Genomic DNA, 16,734 nt, shown 5'->3' with positions numbered 1-16,734 from the left:
AAGTCGGTATAATTAGCTGTTTTTCAGAGCCCGCTTCCGCTGTCACAGAATAATCAAGAAAGCTCCACTGTTTTCTTTTTATTCTGGTATAATAGATCTATGAAGAAAATTGTATTTGTTTGTTTAGGAAATATCTGCCGCAGTCCGATGGCAGAGTTTGTTATGAAAAGTCTGACCGATGACTTACATATTGAGAGTCGTGCAACGTCTAGCTGGGAGCATGGAAACCCTATACATCAGGGGACTCAGGCTATTTTTAAGAAACATGCGATTTCTTATGACAAAGGAAAGACTTCTCAGCAGATTTCAGCGCAAGATTTTGCAGAATTTGATTATATCATTGGCATGGATGAAGCCAATATTCGAGATTTGAAGAAAATGGCGCCAGCGGATTTTCAGGATAAAATCTACCAGTTTGCCGATATCGGTGTTCCGGATCCTTGGTACACGGGTGATTTTGATGAGACTTATGAGCTGATTTTGGCTGGTTGCCACAAGTGGCTAGAACGCTTAAATGGGTGAAAAATGGATAAAATAAAAGAATTTTACGATAAATATAAAATCTATCTGACCCGTCAGAATCTAGAAATCCTAGCGGTGACAGTGATTGCCTTGTCAGCAATTTTAGTGTTTACCTCCAATATCCCTAGCAAGGGTGCGCTAACGCTGGATCAAGGTAAGATAAAATATGAAGGCAGTCTAGTTCACGGAAAAATGAATGGCGAAGGTACCCTGACTTTTAAAAATGGGGATAGCTACAAAGGTCATTTCAAAAATGGTACTTTTGATGGTAAGGGTACTTTTACATCGAAGGCTGGTTGGAAATATGAAGGTGAATTTGCCAACGGTCAGGCCAATGGTAAAGGAAAACTGACGACAGAAAGTAATGTCGTCTATGAAGGAACGTTCAAGCAAGGAATTTATCAAAATGCGCATTAGATGGTTTTCACTGGTTCGGATTACTGGACTGGTCTTGGTGTTACTCTATCATTACTTTCAGGGAGTTTTTCCTGGAGGTTTTATTGGAGTGGACATCTTTTTCACTTTTTCAGGATTTTTGATTACTTCATTATTGATTGATGAGTTTACAAGAAGTCGTACGATTGATATTATGGGCTTTCTGAAACGGCGCTTTTATCGTATCGTTCCTCCGCTCGTTTTTATGATTTTGGTCATCATGCCCTTTACTTTATTGATCCGTCGGGACTTTGTAGCAGGTATCGGGACGCAGATTTCAGCTGCTCTTGGTTTTGTGACCAATTTTTATGAAATGATGTCGGGCGGTAGTTATGAAAGCCAGTTTGTACCGCATTTGCTGATTCACACTTGGAGTTTGGCACTGGAAGTGCATTACTATATCCTCTGGGGCTTGGCTGCTTGGGGAATTAGCAAGATTAGCAAGTCAGTTGCTCAGTATCGGGGGCTGATTTCTCTGACTTCAATTGCTCTGTTTCTGTTCAGTTTCTTGGCTATGTTTATCGGAGCCTTTTTCAGCAAGAATTACTCCAATATTTATTTCTCAAGTTTGACCCATGTCTTTCCTTTCTTTGCTGGGACAGTGCTAGCGACTTTCTCTGGAGTCGGAAATGTAGGCGTTCAGATGAGGAAACTGGAAGAAAAGGTAGAAATCAAGCAAGTCTTGATCGCTTTAGCTGGCAGTTTTGTTCTTCTTATTTTGCTCAGTTTTATTTTGAAATTTGACAGCCTGTGGACTTATTTATTTGGTTTCTTGATTTCAACACTTCTGGCTTGTGTCATGATAGCAGCAACTCGCATCTTGCACGATAAATTGCCAAATATTAAGGAGCCTAGTCCTCTCAACTTTATTGCAGACACTAGCTATGGAGTTTACCTCTTCCATTGGCCTTTCTATATTATTTTTACTCAGTTGATGAGCAATGGATGGGCTGTGCTTTTGACTACAATCTTGAGTTTTGGTTTCGCGGCTCTTTCCTTCTATATCTTAGAGCCGACTTTAGCTGGACGGAAGCCTCGGATTTTTGGCAAGGAGATGAATGTGAGTTCCATCACCAAGCCGATTTTCTACAGTTTCATTCCGCTGACATTTATCTTGCTTATTATCACCATCACAGCTCCGTCTGTTGGTGCCTTTGAGGAAAGCCTGATTGTCAACTCTTTGAACCAATCCGATACGAAAATGCAGACAACCCGTAAGCACGCAGACCAGAAAACTGCAACAAATTATAACGTGGCAGAGGGAACGACTGTTATCGGTGATTCGGTCACCTTGCGCTCTGCTGAATGGATCCAAGAGGCTATACCTGACGCTCAAGTCGATGCAGTTGTTAGTCGTAATTTAGTGTCTGGTCTGGAATTTTTCAAGAACGATATTGCTAACCAAACACTGCTTCAAAACGTCGTCTTGGCATTGGGAACCAATCCAGTTGACAATTATGAAGAATTGCTGGATCAGTATATCGAGCTCTTGCCAAAAGGCCATCGCTTGATTTTAGTCACGCCATATGATGGCCGGACAGCCAATGATCCAAGTAGTATTCCTGTTAAGATGCGACAATACGAACTTGAACTTGCTAAGAAATACGATTTTGTATATGTAGCAGACTGGTATCAGGTAGCGATTAATAATCCGCAGATTTGGATTGGAACAGACTATGTCCATTATGGGGCAGATTCAGAGTCCATGGCAGAGGGAGGTAAACTCTACTCTAACATGATAAAAGAAGCTTTGGCTGCCGCTTCAAATGGCAGTGTTAAGCCATAAAACTAGCTCGGTTATTTAGCCGAGCTAGTTTTATAACAAAAAAGAAAGCGCTAACACATTTTTAAAGAAAAGTATGTGAAATTTTTGAGAATAAATAGAGACTTTAGTAAAAAAGCTTGAAGTATCAGTGCTTAAAAAATAATCCATAAAAAGTTTGTGAACTTTTGTTGAAAGTGTTTACAAATTTGTAGGAATAGAGTATAATTATATTGTGAAATAATTAACAAAGGTTGAAATCTCTATTTAACCTTTTGGCAGAAACCATTGGAGGACTATGATGGCTGATAAGAAGAAAACTGTTGAACAAGAAGATAAAGTGCTAGCGGCTGAAAAACATGTTGACGAGCTTGTGCAAAAAGGTCTCCTAGCTCTTGAAGAAATGAGAAAACTAAATCAAGAGCAAGTAGATTACATCGTAGCAAAAGCTTCAGTTGCAGCTCTTGATGCACACGGGATCCTTGCTCAACATGCGGTTGAAGAAACTGGTCGTGGTGTATTTGAAGACAAGGCAACAAAAAACCTTTTTGCCTGTGAGCACGTTGTCAACAACATGCGTGGTGTGAAAACTGCTGGTGTTATCGAAGATGATCCTGTTACTGGATTGACAAAGATTGCTGAGCCTGTTGGAGTTATTTGTGGTATCACTCCAACAACGAACCCAACATCAACAGCAATTTTTAAAGCATTGATTGCCTTGAAGACACGTAATCCAATCGTTTTTGCCTTCCACCCATCTGCTCAAGAGTCATCTGCTCACGCAGCGCAAATCGTTCGTGACGCAGCAATCGCAGCTGGCGCACCTGAAAACTGTGTGCAATGGATTACTCAACCATCTATGGAAGCAACAGCAGCTTTGATGAACCACGATGGTATTGCAACAATTCTTGCAACAGGTGGTAACGCGATGGTTAAGGCTGCCTACTCTTGCGGAAAACCAGCTCTTGGGGTAGGTGCCGGAAACGTACCAGCTTACATCGAAAAATCTGCTGACCTTCGCCAAGCAGCTCATGATATCGTAATGTCTAAATCATTTGACAATGGTATGGTCTGCGCATCTGAGCAAGCGGTAATCATTGACAAGGAAGTTTATGACGAATTTGTAGAAGAATTCAAGTCATACCACACTTACTTTGTAAACAAAAAAGAAAAAGCCCTTCTTGAAGAATTCTGCTTTGGTGCTAAAGCAAACAGCAAAAACTGTGCGGGTGCCAAGCTCAATGCAGATATTGTAGGTAAACCAGCTACATGGATTGCAGAACAAGCAGGCTTTAAAGTACCAGAAGGTACCAACATTTTGGCTGCAGAATGTGCGGAAGTAGGTCCAAATGAGCCATTGACTCGCGAAAAATTGTCACCAGTTATAGCTGTCTTGAAAGCTGAAGATAGAGAAGACGGTCTTAAAAAAGCTCGTCAAATGGTTGAATTTAACGGACTTGGTCACTCAGCAGCTATCCATACAAAAGACGAAGAATTGGCTAAACGCTTTGGTACTGAAATCAAAGCGATGCGGATTATCTGGAACTCTCCATCTACTTTCGGTGGTATCGGGGACGTATATAATGCCTTCATCCCATCATTAACACTTGGATGTGGTTCATACGGACGTAACTCAGTTGGTGATAACGTGAGCGCTATTAACCTTCTAAACATCAAGAAAGTAGGGAAACGTAGAAATAATATGCAATGGTTTAAAGTTCCTTCAAAAATTTACTTCGAGCGCAACTCTATCCAATACCTTCAAACATGTGAAGATATTGAACGCGTTATGATCGTTACTGACAAATCTATCGAAAAACTTGGCTTTGTTCAACGTGTGATCGATCAATTGAACGCCCGTAGCAACCGTGTAACGATCCAAGTCTTCTCAGATGTTGAACCAGATCCAGACATCACAACTGTAGAACGTGGTGCTGAAGTGATGAAAGCATTTGAACCAGATACAATCATCGCTCTTGGTGGTGGTTCTCCAATGGACGCGGCCAAAGTTATGTGGCTCTTCTACGAGCAACCAGAAATCGACTTCCGTGACTTGGTTCAAAAATTCATGGATATCCGTAAACGTGCCTTCCGCTTCCCATCACTTGGTAAGAAAGCGAAGTACATCGGTATCCCAACGACTTCAGGTACAGGTTCAGAAGTAACACCATTTGCCGTTATCTCTGATAAGAAAAACAACCGTAAATATCCATTGGCTGACTACTCATTGACACCAACTATTGCGATTGTTGACCCTGCTTTGGTTGAGTCAGTTCCAGACTTCATCGCTGCTGATACAGGTATGGACGTCTTGACTCACGCGACTGAAGCCTATACTTCAAACTTTGCTAACGACTACACAGACGGTATTGCGCTTCAAACTATCAAGCTTGTCTTTGAATGGTTGGAAAAATCTGTTAAGACAGCTGACCCAGAAGCACGTGAAAAAATGCATAATGCGTCTACAATGGCTGGTATGGCCTTCGCCAATGCCTTCCTTGGTATGAGCCACTCAATGGCCCACAAGATCGGTGGTGTTCACCATACTGTTCACGGACGTACAAACGCAATCTTACTACCATACGTTATCCGTTACAACGGTACTCGTCCATCTAAGACAACTACATGGCCTAAGTACAACTACTGGAAAGCTGATGAGAAATTCCAAGACATCGCGAAAATGCTTGGCTTGCCTCACTCAACTCCAGAAGAAGCTGTTGAAGCTTATGCCAAAGCAGTTTACGATCTTGGTGAAGCAGTCGGAATTACAATGAACTTCAAAGGCTTTGGAATCGATGAAAAAGTTTGGAAAGACAGCTTGCATGAAATCGCATTGCTTGCTTATGAAGACCAATGTTCTCCTGCAAACCCACGCTTACCAATGGTAGCTGACATGGAAGAAATCATGGCAGATGCTTACTATGGTTACGGAGAACGTCCAGGACGCCGTAAATAATGTAGAATCAATCCCTCACTAAGTGGGGGATTTTTCTTTCTTTAAAATGTATGAAATAGACGACTTTTTAAAAAACTAGGGAAAAGATAGGCCAGAAAGCTTTTTTGAAACTAGTTTCAAAAAGAAAAAGAATCATAGCAAAAACAGAAACTAAATTCTTAATATTGTAAAGGATTGAAAAAGGAAAGGTGCTGTGCTATTATTTTGTAAGGGTTTACAAAAAACAATATTGTTGGAGGATAAGATGCGCAATCCAGATTTATTAGCAGAAGCAAAAGATTATAGAGGTAGAGATGAAGTTCCAGCAGATTTTGATGCTTTTTGGGATCGTCAGATTAGCAGTTTGAGTGGCTTGCCGGACTATCAGCTGATTGAAAAAGACTTTCAAATCGCTGGGGTAACCTGCTATGAGCTAGTTTTTGAGGGGACGAATCAGGGGCGAACCTATGCCCGTATGGTCCTTCCTAAATCGAGTAAAAAAGTTCCGATTATCTTTCATTTCCACGGTTATATGGGGCGTGGCTGGGATTGGTCCGATATGCTAGCTTATACGGTTGCTGGCTATGGTGTTGTATCTATGGATGTACGCGGCCAGTCAGGCTATTCCTTGGATGGTGGAGCGCCTGTAAGGGGTAATACCGTCAAGGGACAGATTATCCGTGGGGCAGTGGATGGACCAGAGCGTCTCTTTTATAAGGATGTCTATCTGGATATCTACAGCTTGATTGAGATTGTGGCGAGTTTGGACCTTGTGGACGAGGATCATCTATCCAGTTACGGTGCTTCTCAGGGCGGAGCCTTGGCTTTGGTGGCAGCGGCTCTCAATCCGCGCATTAAGCAGACAGTGGCTATCTATCCTTTCTTGTCAGACTTTCGGAGGGTGCTGGAGATTGGCAATACCAGCGAGGCCTATGATGAGCTCTTTCGTTATTTTAAATTCCACGATCCTTTCCACGAAACGGAGGATGAGATTATTCAGACCTTGTCCTATATCGATGTGAAAAATATGGCTCACCGCATTCAAGGTAAGGTGCGGATGATAACAGGACTTGCTGACGATGTTTGTTATCCGATTACCCAGTTTGCGATTTACAACCGGCTGGAGTGTACTAAGGAGCACCATCTCATGCCAGAGTACGAGCATGAAGCTATGAATGTCTATGTCAATGATAGGGTCTTCAACTGGCTTTGTGGCTCAAAGATTAACCATCCATCCTTGCTGGAAGCTTTTAAAGACTGGTAAAAATAGATAGTACTAAGAAAGAAACTAAGCCTGAGATTAGCATAATCTCAGGCTTTTTATGATAAATATTCAAAAATCTATAGTAACTTTTTTGTAGAAACACTTCTAATCCTGAAAGTAGTTTCAGCTTTTAAGAAAGGAAGTCGGTTTTTAGAAACTAAAATCTAAATCTAAAAACATATTGAAAGCGCTTTATTTTTTGTATATAATGACATTATAAAAAGAACGGAGAAAACATAGAAAAAGGAGAGATTATTTATGTCACAGATTAGCAAAGATCAATTAATTGCAAAAATCAAAGATGGCATTATCGTTTCCTGTCAAGCTCTGCCGCATGAGCCCCTCTATACGGAGGCTGGCGGTGTCATCCCTCTCTTGGTCAAGGCGGCTGAAGAGGGTGGGGCAGTTGGTATTCGAGCCAACAGCGTGCGAGACATCAAGGAGATTAAGGAAGTAACCGAGCTCCCGATTATTGGGATTATCAAACGGGACTATCCGCCACAGGAGCCTTTTATCACTGCGACTATGCGGGAAGTGGATGAGCTGGCTGCCCTTGATATAGAGGTCATCGCTCTGGACTGCACCCAGCGGGAACGCTATGATGGTTTAAAGATTGAGGACTTTATCCGCCAAGTCAAGGAGAAATATCCGCAGCAACTGCTGATGGCTGACATCAGTACCTTTGAGGAAGGCGTGGCAGCTGTAGCAGCTGGCGTTGACTTTGTCGGTACGACCTTATCAGGCTACACTTCCTACAGTCCTAAGGTAGACGGACCAGATTTTGAACTGGTCAAGAAGCTCTGTGATGCGGGGGTAGATGTGATTGCTGAGGGCAAGATTCATTATCCAGATCAAGCCAAGAAAATCCATGATTTGGGTGTTCGTGGTATTGTAGTAGGCGGAGCTATTACTCGACCAAAGGAAATCACCGAGCGTTTCGTTGCAGCAGTAAAATAAAGTGAGGTAAAGCAATGACGACCTTAAAGTTAAATAAGCTCTACAAAAAATATCCTAATAGTGATTTCTACTCTGTAGAAAATTTCGACTTGCAAATCAAAGACAAAGAATTTATCGTCTTTGTCGGTCCTTCAGGTTGTGGGAAATCGACGACCTTGCGCATGATTGCGGGACTGGAGGACATCACTGAGGGCGAGCTCTATATCGATGAGACACTAGTCAATGATATTGCTCCTAAAGATCGTGATATTGCCATGGTTTTCCAGAACTATGCCCTCTATCCACACATGACAGTCTATGACAACATGGCGTTCGGATTGAAACTGCGCAAGTACAGCAAGGAAGATATCGACAAACGGGTGCAAGAAGCAGCTGAAATCCTTGGTTTGAAAGAGTTTCTAGACCGCAAACCAGCGGACTTGTCTGGTGGTCAACGTCAACGGGTAGCTATGGGACGGGCCATCGTCCGAGATGCCAAGGTTTTCCTGATGGATGAACCTTTGTCAAACTTGGATGCGAAACTGCGTGTGTCCATGCGTGCTGAGATTGCCAAAATCCACCGCCGTATCGGAGCAACAACCATCTACGTTACCCACGACCAAACCGAGGCCATGACCTTGGCCGACCGCATTGTTATCATGTCAGCGACGAAAAATGAAGCGGGCACGGGAACTATCGGTCGTATCGAGCAAGTCGGAACTCCGCAAGAGCTTTACAATGAACCAGCGAATAAGTTTGTTGCAGGCTTTATCGGCAGTCCAGCTATGAACTTCTTTGAAGTGATGGTATCTGGTCATCAACTGACTGATGGTGATCAACTCAATCTTACTCTGACGGGTGGTCAAGAGAAGCTTTTGACAGAAAAAGGCTACCAAGGTAAGAAAGTTATTTTGGGTATCCGACCAGAGGATATCTCAGCCGACTTGATTGTAGAGGATACTTTCCCTGGCGATGTGGTCGATGCGGAAGTTGTCGTGTCAGAGTTGCTGGGTAGTGACTCAGTGCTCTACTGTAAGGTGGGCAGCCAAGAGTTTTCAGCTAAGGTAGATGCTTCCAATTATCTGGAGCCAGGTTCGAAGCTTCGCTTCACCTTCAAACTACCTAAGAGTCATCTGTTTGATAGTGAGACTCAAAAACGAATTACTTTGTAAAACAACCTAAAATGAACTGACTGACTTTATTTTAGGATAAAAGAAAGGTCACAGAGAAGGAGTGATTGTACTTTTAAAAGTTTAGGATTTTAATCAAATATAGGTGGACGCTTGTCCAGAGAAATAACACAGGAAAAACGAGGCTGGGGCGCCTAATGAAAGAGGTCTGTCCCACTCTCCAATAGGCAGGTAAAAGCTGTTTAGGTCAGCTTGGAATCTTAATTTTAAAGGAGAAAAACAAATGAAAATGAAGAAATTGCTTTGTTCATTGGTAGCGGGAGCTGCAGTTCTTACGTTAGCAGCTTGTAGCGGTGGTGGTAGCTCAAATAAAGCAGCTAGCTCTGGTGATAAATCTGGTAAGACAGAGATTACTTGGTGGGCATTCCCGGTCTTCACTCAAGAAAATGCTAATGACGGTGTGGGAACTTATGAGAAATCCATCATTGAAGCATTTGAAAAAGCAAATCCAGATATTCATGTTAATTTGGAAACAATCGACTTCAAGTCAGGTCCAGAAAAAATTACGACAGCTATCGAGGCTGGAACAGCGCCAGATGTGCTCTTCGATGCACCAGGCCGGATTATTCAATACGGTAAAAACGGTAAGTTGGCAGACTTGAACGACCTCTTCACAGATGATTTCGTCAAAGATGTTAACAACGACAATATTATCCAAGCCAGCAAGGCTGGAGACAAAGCTTATATGTATCCAATCAGCTCTGCTCCATTCTACATGGCAATGAATAAGAAAATGTTGGAAGATGCTGGTGTCCTCAACCTAGTTAAAGAAGGCTGGACAACAGATGACTTTGAAAAAGTTTTGAAAGCGCTTAAAGACAAAGGTTATACACCTGGATCTCTCTTCAGTAATGGTCAAGGTGGAGATCAAGGAACTCGTGCCTTCATCGCTAACCTCTACGGTGGATCTGTTACAGACGAAAAAGTAACTAAATATACAACTGATGATCCGAAATTTGTCAAAGGTCTTGAAAAAGCAGTGAGCTGGATCAACAATGGCCTTATGATGAACGGTTCTCAATACGATGGCGGAGCAGATATCCAAAACTTCGCTAACGGTCAAACTTCTTATACTGTTCTTTGGGCACCAGCACAAAATGGTATCCAAGCTAAATTGTTGGAAGCAAGTAAAGTAGAAGTGGTTGAAGTACCATTTCCATCAGACTCAGGTAAACCAGCACTTGAATATCTTGTAAATGGTTTTGCAGTCTTTAACAACAAAGACGACAAGAAAGTAGAAGCAGCCAAGAAATTTGTGAAATTCATCGCTGATGACAAAGAATGGGGACCTAAGAACGTTGTTCGTACAGGTGCTTTCCCAGTTCGTACATCCTTTGGTAAACTCTATGATGACAAGCGTATGGAAACAATCAGTGGCTGGACTAAATACTACTCACCATACTACAACACCATTGATGGATTTGCAGAAATGAGAACACTCTGGTTCCCAATGTTGCAATCTGTATCTAATGGAGATGAAAAAGTTGAACCTGCTTTGAAGACATTTACTGAAAAAGCAAACGAAACGATTACTAAAAAATAAGCAAGTTTAAAATCCGCCCCTTTTTCTGTTGTCAGTCTCTAAAAATAGAAAAAGGGGTATTTTGTTAGAAAATCTTGAAAGAGGGGTACCTCATTGTGAAAGTCAATAAAATCAGAATGAAAGAAACCCTAATATCATATGCGTTTTTAGCTCCAATTCTTATATTCTTTACAGTATTTGTTTTGGCGCCTATGATAATGGGATTTATCACTAGTTTCTTTAATTATACAATGACCTCATTTACATTCGTTGGGTTTGATAACTACATTCGGATGTTCAATGATCCAGTTTTTGTTAAGTCACTCATTAATACAGTCATTATTGTAATCGGCTCTGTGCCGGTAGTTGTGCTCTTCTCCTTGTTTGTGGCTTCACAGACCTATGAGATGAATGCTGTTTCTCGCTCTTTCTACCGTTTTGTCTTCTTCCTACCGGTTGTTACAGGTAGTGTTGCCGTGACAGTCGTGTGGAAGTGGATCTACGATCCCCTATCTGGTATTTTGAACTTTGTTTTGAAATCTGGCCATATCATCAACCAAAACATTTCTTGGTTGGGAGACAAACAGTGGGCCTTAGCTGCTATTATTGTTATTTTGCTGACAACATCTGTCGGTCAGCCCATCATTCTCTACATTGCAGCTATGGGAAACATTGACAATTCTCTAGTTGAGGCTGCGCGTGTGGATGGGGCGACAGAGATGCAAGTTTTTTGGAAAATCAAATGGCCGAGTCTCTTACCAACGACACTTTATATCGCTATCATCACCACTATTAACTCATTCCAATGTTTCGCCTTGATTCAGCTGTTGACATCAGGTGGACCAAACTACTCAACTAGTACGCTTATGTACTATCTATATGAAAAAGCCTTCAAGCTATCTGAATATGGCTATGCAAACACCATGGGAGTCTTTCTGGCGATTATGATTGCGATTATCAGTTTCGCTCAGTTCAAGATTCTCGGTAACGATGTGGAATATTAAAGAAAGGAGCAGGAATATGAAACCAAAAAAATTTAATTCATTTAAAGTGTTCTCATCTGTTATTTTAGCACTTTTGACCGTGCTCTTTGTCTTTCCATTCTACTGGATTCTGACTGGAGCTTTTAAATCTCAGCCGGATACCATTATGATTCCGCCGCAATGGTGGCCACAAAACCCGACAACAGAGAACTTCCAGCAATTAGCCGTTCAAAATCCGGCTTTGCAGTGGATGTGGAACAGTGTCTTCATTTCTCTTGCGACCATGTTCTTGGTTTGTGCGACGTCATCCCTAGCTGGTTACGTTTTGGCTAAGAAACGCTTTTACGGGCAACGGATTCTCTTTGCTATCTTTATCGCGGCTATGGCCTTGCCTAAGCAGGTTGTCCTAGTACCTCTAGTGCGGATTGTCAATTTCATGGGAATCCACGATACCCTTTGGGCAGTTATTTTACCTTTAGTTGGCTGGCCGTTCGGGGTCTTCCTCATGAAGCAGTTTAGTGAAAATATCCCGACAGAGCTTCTGGAATCAGCTAAGATTGACGGTTGTGGTGAAATTCGGACTTTCTGGAGTGTAGCTTTTCCTATCGTCAAACCCGGCTTTGCTGCTCTAGCTATCTTTACCTTTATCAACACTTGGAATGACTACTTCATGCAGCTTGTAATGTTGACCTCGCGGAACAATCTAACGATTTCGTTAGGCGTTGCGACTATGCAGGCTGAGATGGCAACCAACTACGGTCTGATTATGGCCGGTGCTGCTTTGGCGGCGGTGCCAATCGTAGCAGTCTTCCTCATCTTCCAAAAATCCTTCACCCAAGGGATTACTATGGGAGCTGTCAAAGGATAAGGCACTCAATAGAGGAAATAAAACTATGATTTTTGATGATTTAAAAAATGTGACTCGTTACAAGGGCCTTCATCCAAATCTGGATAAAGCGATTGATTATCTCTATGAGCACCGCAAAGACAGCTTTGACTTGGGACGCTATGAAGTGGATGGAGATAAGGTCTTTCTCTTGGTTCAGGAAAATACCCTCAATCAAGAGGTCAATGATCAATTTGAGTATCATAAAAAATATGCAGATTTTCATCTGCTAGTAGCAGGGCATGAATATTCTGCCTATGGTAGCCAGGTGGTCGATGAGGCGGTAGCCTTTGATGAAGAGGCAGATATCGGCTTTGTTCATTGTCAAAATCGTTATCCTCTCTTGTTGGGTTATCATAATTTTGCGATTTTCTTTCCAGGAGAAGCTCATCAGCCGAATGGCTATGCGGGTCTGGAAGAAAATGTTAGAAAGTATCTTTTTAAAGTTTTAATAGACTAGCCCTAGGTGAGCGAGATTTTTGAGTGTGCCAGGCTAGCAGAGAAAGGAGAGACTTATGTCAGATAAGGGAACAGGACTCATCAGAGCTATATTTGATACAGATAATTTTTTCATGCAAATCTGTGAGAAAATCCTGGATTTGATGACAGTCAATCTTCTCTTTCTCTTGTCTTGCCTGCCCTTGGTGACCATTGGGATTGCCAAGCTCAGTCTCTATCAGACACTTTTTGAAATCAAGGGAAACCGTCGAGTAAAAGTAATCAGAACTTACACTCGAATCTTTCGAGAAAATTGGAGGCAAGGACTCAAACTGGGCTTGCTGGAATTGGCTTTAGTCGGCATCAGTCTCTTTGACCTCCTGCTTTTTCGGACGCAGGAAGCCCTGCCTTTCCAAGTTTTAAAGGCGGTTTGTTTTGGAATTATTATTTTTACAATCCTGCTTTCTCTTTGCGTCTATCCCTTGGCTGGTAAGTTTCTCATGTCTTTTAGAGACATTTTACAGACCAGCCTAGTGATTGTAAGTCTGAATTTTCCTCGGTTCTTTGTTATGATGGTGGTTATAGCTGCGATCCTTGTCATCATCTACAGTTCAGGCTTTGTGTTGCTGTTAGGATTTTCCCTCTTTGCCTTTATCGGCTTTGCAGGTCTGGCTTTTTTGCAGCTTCCTATTTTGGAAAAAATCTTCGCTAAATATAGCAGTCTATAATCTAGAATTAATACATTGGAGAAAATTTGAAAATGAAAGATTTAAAGAAATATCACGGTGTCATCCCAGCTTTTTATGCCTGTTATGACGAGGAGGGTGAGATCAGCCCGGAGCGGACTCGCGCTTTGGTGGAGTATTTCATCGACAAGGGCGTGCAAGGTCTCTATGTCAACGGTTCATCAGGCGAATGTATCTACCAGAGCGTGGCCGACAGAAAAGTAATTTTGGAAGAAGTAATGAAAGTTGCTAAGGGCAAACTGACTATAATTGCTCACGTAGCCTGCAACAATACTAAGGACAGTATCGAGTTGGCAAAACATGCGGAAGCTCTAGGAGTTGATGCCATTGCGGCTATTCCGCCGATTTATTTCCGACTGCCAGAATACTCTGTCGCTCAGTACTGGAATGATATCAGTGCGGCTGCCCCACACACTGATTTTGTGATTTATAATATTCCGCAATTGGCTGGTGCAGCGCTGACTCCGAGTCTTTATAAGGAAATGCTGAAGAATGAGCGCGTGATTGGGGTGAAAAATTCCTCCATGCCAGTTCAGGACATCCAGACCTTTGCAGCACTTGGTGGCAGTGACCATTTGGTCTTTAACGGTCCAGATGAGCAGTTCTTGGGAGGTCGTCTCATGGGAGCAGCAGCTGGAATTGGTGGTACCTATGGGGCTATGCCAGAACTCTTCCTCAAGCTTAATCAACTGATTGCAGACAAGGAGCTAGAAAGAGCTAAAGAGTTGCAGTTTGCCATTAACAATATTATCGGCAAGCTAACCAGTGCTCACGGCAATATGTATGCTGTTATCAAAGAAGTTCTCAAGCTCAACGAAGGACTGACTATCGGCTCTGTTCGTGCTCCTCTGACACCAGTCGTAGAAGCAGACCGTCCAGTCGTAGAAGCAGCAGCAGCCTTGATCCAAGAAACTAAGGAGCGCTTCCTCTAAAAAGAAAGAAGGATACTTATGGGAAATTATGTTACGATTGACATTGGCGGTACCAATATCAAATACGGCCTGATAGACGACCAAGAAACGTTAGTAGAAGCCCATGAAATACCTACGGAAGCCCATAAGGGTGGTCCAGAAATTATGCGTAAGGTTCAAAAGATAGTTGCGGACTATGCGCAGGCTGGTTTGATTGAGGGGATTTGTATCTCCTCAGCTGGCATGGTCGATCCAGACAAGGGAGAAATCTTTTACGCTGGCCCTCAGATTCCTAACTATGCTGGGACGCAATTTAAGAAGGTCTTGGAGGAGGAGTTTTTCATTCCTTGCGAGATTGAGAACGACGTCAACTGTGCCGGTCTGGCTGAGGTCATGTCTGGCCATGGTAAGGGAGCAAAAATTGCGGTCTGTCTAACGATTGGGACAGGGATTGGTGGCTGTCTAGTAGCGGATGGGCAAGTTTTTCACGGCTTTAGCAACTCAGCCTGCGAAGTAGGCTATCTGCACCTGCCGGACGGAGCCTTTCAGGATGTAGCTTCGACCACAGCCTTGGTTCAATATGTTGCTGACTTGCACGGAGAAGATCCCTCTCTCTGGAATGGTCGCAGGATTTTCAAAGAAGCGACCGAAGGCAATACCTTCTGTATCAAAGGAATTGACCGCATGGTAGGCTATCTGGGGCAGGGCATTGCCAATATCTGCTATGTCGTCAATCCGGAAATCGTCGTCTTGGGCGGTGGTATTATGGGGCAAGAGGCCATTCTCCGACCGCGGATCCAAGCGGCTCTCAAGGATGCTCTGGTGCCGAGCATAGCTGAGAAGACCAAACTAGCCTTTGCCTATCACCAAAATACGGCAGGCATGTTCGGAGCCTACTACCACTTTAAAAATAAACATCAGTAATCCAAGCAAACCTGGGGAGTGACCTCAGGTTTCTTGCTTTTAGACAAACTGCTTCTGTAGATGGCTAGACGATATTTTAGAAGGAATTGAAATGACAGGAAAAATTCGGTGGATAGAGCTAAATTTTCAAAAAATTTAACTTTGCCCACTTGTCTTTAGGAGTAGATTTAAAAGGTTGCCCAAGCCTTTTAAGAAGTAGCAGTCCCTCGAGGTTGAGCAATCAGTAACCCATCAAGGGGTTAAAAATAAGGCCAGAATTTTTGTCCTAGCCTTTTATTGATGTCTACGGTAATAACCGTTAAGTTTGTGGTTTTCCCAGTAACTATTGAAGATTTTTTCCTTTCTCTCTCGGTCAATTTCTAGGAAAAAGGCATAAAGTATATCGATCATCAGCAGCATTGGGAACTGAGCTGAGATTCGTTGGATGAACTGAGGTTTACTTTGCATTGCAACTGGGATGATTTCTGAAAAGTCTTCTTTAATCAAATCAGGCTGGCCAGTGATTAACACGGTCTTGGCCCCCATGCCTTTAGCATCAATCAGGCTGTCAATAATGGATGGGGTTTGACCTGAAAGAGAAAAGCCGATAACTAGGCAGTTTTTGTCTAAAATGCTCGTTGTCCAAGCAAAGCCATCCGCATCTGTCAGAGCTTCACAAATAACCCCTAAGCGCATGAAGCGCAGTTTCATATCGCGAGCGACGAGCCCCGAGCTTCCCGTGCCAAAAAAATAGACACGATCTGCTTTTTCAATCAGCTGGGCTACGCGCTCCAACCTTTTTTCGTCAATCAAGTCCTCGGTTTGTTGCCGAATTTGAATATAGTTGCGTAGCACCTGGCGGGACGAATCATTTTTCAGATTTGTATGCTCCGTTTTGCTGATTTTCAGCTGTTGGAGATATTGGAAGTTGAACTCTCGATAGCCCTTAAAGCCACATTTTTTTGCAAAACGGGTCAAGGCCGCCTGCGAGATGTGTAAAGTTTGGGCTACTTCGAGGGAGGACAGGTCCCCTTCTATATCGGTCGGATTCAAAAAATAGTCGGCAATCCGCTTTTCGACATCGGTCATAGTGTCGTAACAGCTTTCGATGATGGCCAAGATATTCTGTTGGTGTCTCATGATGGGTCACTTTCTTTGGTCAAAATAATAAAAACGTATTTTCATTATAACATAGTTTAGAGGGAATAAAGTGTTTTCACAGCCAAGAATTATCAGACCTTACTTTCCATTGGAGTATGAGCGATCAGTAGTTTCAGTATTTCCTGATAATATGACGGTCT

At 42.6% G+C, this 16,734-nt stretch carries 15 protein-coding genes; 14 read left to right on the top strand and 1 reads right to left on the bottom strand.

Going from position 1 to position 16,734, the window contains the following annotated elements; translation table 11 throughout:
• Positions 1-99 precede the first annotated feature (99 nt).
• The 14 genes from D8790_RS09170 to D8790_RS09105 all read left to right on the top strand — a co-directional run bounded on the left by D8790_RS09170 (position 100) and on the right by D8790_RS09105 (position 15,454).
• Positions 100-522 carry a low molecular weight protein-tyrosine-phosphatase gene (locus D8790_RS09170; RefSeq protein WP_125388375.1) on the top strand — a complete coding sequence of 141 codons (423 nt, stop codon included), beginning with the start codon at positions 100-102 and terminating at the stop codon, positions 520-522.
• Positions 523-525: 3 nt separating this feature from the next.
• On the top strand, positions 526-939 hold the full coding sequence (locus tag D8790_RS09165) for an MORN repeat-containing protein (protein WP_005591332.1): 414 nt from the start codon (positions 526-528) through the stop codon (positions 937-939).
• The gene (locus D8790_RS09160; RefSeq protein ID WP_125388374.1) at positions 929-2,743 is read left to right on the top strand and encodes an acyltransferase family protein; all 1,815 of its coding nucleotides are present in this window, start codon (positions 929-931) and stop codon (positions 2,741-2,743) included. The genes D8790_RS09165 and D8790_RS09160 overlap by 11 nt, the downstream gene beginning before the upstream one ends.
• Before the next feature lie 277 nt (positions 2,744-3,020).
• Positions 3,021-5,675: a bifunctional acetaldehyde-CoA/alcohol dehydrogenase gene (gene adhE / locus D8790_RS09155; RefSeq protein ID WP_125388395.1), complete on the top strand. Its 2,655-nt coding sequence runs from the start codon at positions 3,021-3,023 to the stop codon at positions 5,673-5,675.
• Positions 5,676-5,919: 244 nt separating this feature from the next.
• Positions 5,920-6,918: an acetylxylan esterase gene (locus D8790_RS09150; protein ID WP_125388373.1), complete on the top strand. Its 999-nt coding sequence runs from the start codon at positions 5,920-5,922 to the stop codon at positions 6,916-6,918.
• Between the two features lie 258 nt (positions 6,919-7,176).
• The gene (locus tag D8790_RS09145) at positions 7,177-7,875 is read left to right on the top strand and encodes an N-acetylmannosamine-6-phosphate 2-epimerase (RefSeq protein WP_125388372.1); all 699 of its coding nucleotides are present in this window, start codon (positions 7,177-7,179) and stop codon (positions 7,873-7,875) included.
• A gap of 14 nt (positions 7,876-7,889) precedes the next feature.
• Positions 7,890-9,026: an ABC transporter ATP-binding protein gene (locus D8790_RS09140; protein WP_015604211.1), complete on the top strand. Its 1,137-nt coding sequence runs from the start codon at positions 7,890-7,892 to the stop codon at positions 9,024-9,026.
• Between the two features lie 241 nt (positions 9,027-9,267).
• Positions 9,268-10,587, top strand: a complete 1,320-nt coding sequence (locus D8790_RS09135; RefSeq protein WP_125388371.1) for an ABC transporter substrate-binding protein — start codon at positions 9,268-9,270, stop codon at positions 10,585-10,587.
• Positions 10,588-10,682: 95 nt separating this feature from the next.
• Positions 10,683-11,570, top strand: coding sequence for a carbohydrate ABC transporter permease (locus tag D8790_RS09130; RefSeq protein WP_045498290.1), 888 nt, complete (start codon positions 10,683-10,685; stop codon positions 11,568-11,570).
• Positions 11,571-11,586: 16 nt separating this feature from the next.
• Positions 11,587-12,417: a carbohydrate ABC transporter permease gene (locus D8790_RS09125; RefSeq protein WP_045498288.1), complete on the top strand. Its 831-nt coding sequence runs from the start codon at positions 11,587-11,589 to the stop codon at positions 12,415-12,417.
• Positions 12,418-12,442: 25 nt separating this feature from the next.
• On the top strand, positions 12,443-12,895 hold the full coding sequence (locus D8790_RS09120; RefSeq protein ID WP_125388370.1) for a NanQ anomerase/TabA/YiaL family protein: 453 nt from the start codon (positions 12,443-12,445) through the stop codon (positions 12,893-12,895).
• Positions 12,896-12,950: 55 nt separating this feature from the next.
• Complete coding sequence (locus D8790_RS09115; protein ID WP_125388369.1) at positions 12,951-13,601, top strand: DUF624 domain-containing protein; 651 nt, start codon at positions 12,951-12,953, stop codon at positions 13,599-13,601.
• Between the two features lie 32 nt (positions 13,602-13,633).
• A complete protein-coding gene (locus D8790_RS09110; protein WP_125388368.1) occupies positions 13,634-14,551 on the top strand; it encodes a dihydrodipicolinate synthase family protein in 918 nt (305 codons plus the stop codon).
• A gap of 18 nt (positions 14,552-14,569) precedes the next feature.
• Positions 14,570-15,454 carry an ROK family protein gene (locus D8790_RS09105; RefSeq protein ID WP_125388367.1) on the top strand — a complete coding sequence of 295 codons (885 nt, stop codon included), beginning with the start codon at positions 14,570-14,572 and terminating at the stop codon, positions 15,452-15,454.
• A 273-nt stretch (positions 15,455-15,727) separates the two neighbouring features.
• Here the strand turns inward: D8790_RS09105 and D8790_RS09100 are convergent, their stop codons facing one another.
• Entirely contained in the window at positions 15,728-16,573 is an 846-nt protein-coding gene (locus D8790_RS09100) for a MurR/RpiR family transcriptional regulator (RefSeq protein ID WP_045498277.1), read from the bottom strand.
• Positions 16,574-16,734: the final 161 nt, after the last annotated feature.

Source organism: Streptococcus cristatus, assembly GCF_003943535.1.
GTDB classification, from domain to species: domain Bacteria; phylum Bacillota; class Bacilli; order Lactobacillales; family Streptococcaceae; genus Streptococcus; species Streptococcus cristatus_L.
The sequence above is the reverse complement of the archived record's forward strand: the minus strand, read 5'-3'. Positions and strand labels throughout refer to the sequence as shown.

Coding starts and splice junctions, on each gene's coding strand:
- D8790_RS09135 (WP_125388371.1), top strand. CDS start 9,268: ATGAAAATGAAGAAATTGCTTTGTTCATTGGTAGCGGGAGCTGCAGTT.
- D8790_RS09110 (WP_125388368.1), top strand. CDS start 13,634: ATGAAAGATTTAAAGAAATATCACGGTGTCATCCCAGCTTTTTATGCC.
- D8790_RS09100 (WP_045498277.1), bottom strand. CDS start 16,573: ATGAGACACCAACAGAATATCTTGGCCATCATCGAAAGCTGTTACGAC.
- D8790_RS09145 (WP_125388372.1), top strand. CDS start 7,177: ATGTCACAGATTAGCAAAGATCAATTAATTGCAAAAATCAAAGATGGC.
- D8790_RS09165 (WP_005591332.1), top strand. CDS start 526: ATGGATAAAATAAAAGAATTTTACGATAAATATAAAATCTATCTGACC.
- D8790_RS09170 (WP_125388375.1), top strand. CDS start 100: ATGAAGAAAATTGTATTTGTTTGTTTAGGAAATATCTGCCGCAGTCCG.
- D8790_RS09125 (WP_045498288.1), top strand. CDS start 11,587: ATGAAACCAAAAAAATTTAATTCATTTAAAGTGTTCTCATCTGTTATT.
- D8790_RS09115 (WP_125388369.1), top strand. CDS start 12,951: ATGTCAGATAAGGGAACAGGACTCATCAGAGCTATATTTGATACAGAT.
- adhE (WP_125388395.1), top strand. CDS start 3,021: ATGGCTGATAAGAAGAAAACTGTTGAACAAGAAGATAAAGTGCTAGCG.
- D8790_RS09140 (WP_015604211.1), top strand. CDS start 7,890: ATGACGACCTTAAAGTTAAATAAGCTCTACAAAAAATATCCTAATAGT.
- D8790_RS09120 (WP_125388370.1), top strand. CDS start 12,443: ATGATTTTTGATGATTTAAAAAATGTGACTCGTTACAAGGGCCTTCAT.
- D8790_RS09160 (WP_125388374.1), top strand. CDS start 929: ATGCGCATTAGATGGTTTTCACTGGTTCGGATTACTGGACTGGTCTTG.
- D8790_RS09105 (WP_125388367.1), top strand. CDS start 14,570: ATGGGAAATTATGTTACGATTGACATTGGCGGTACCAATATCAAATAC.
- D8790_RS09150 (WP_125388373.1), top strand. CDS start 5,920: ATGCGCAATCCAGATTTATTAGCAGAAGCAAAAGATTATAGAGGTAGA.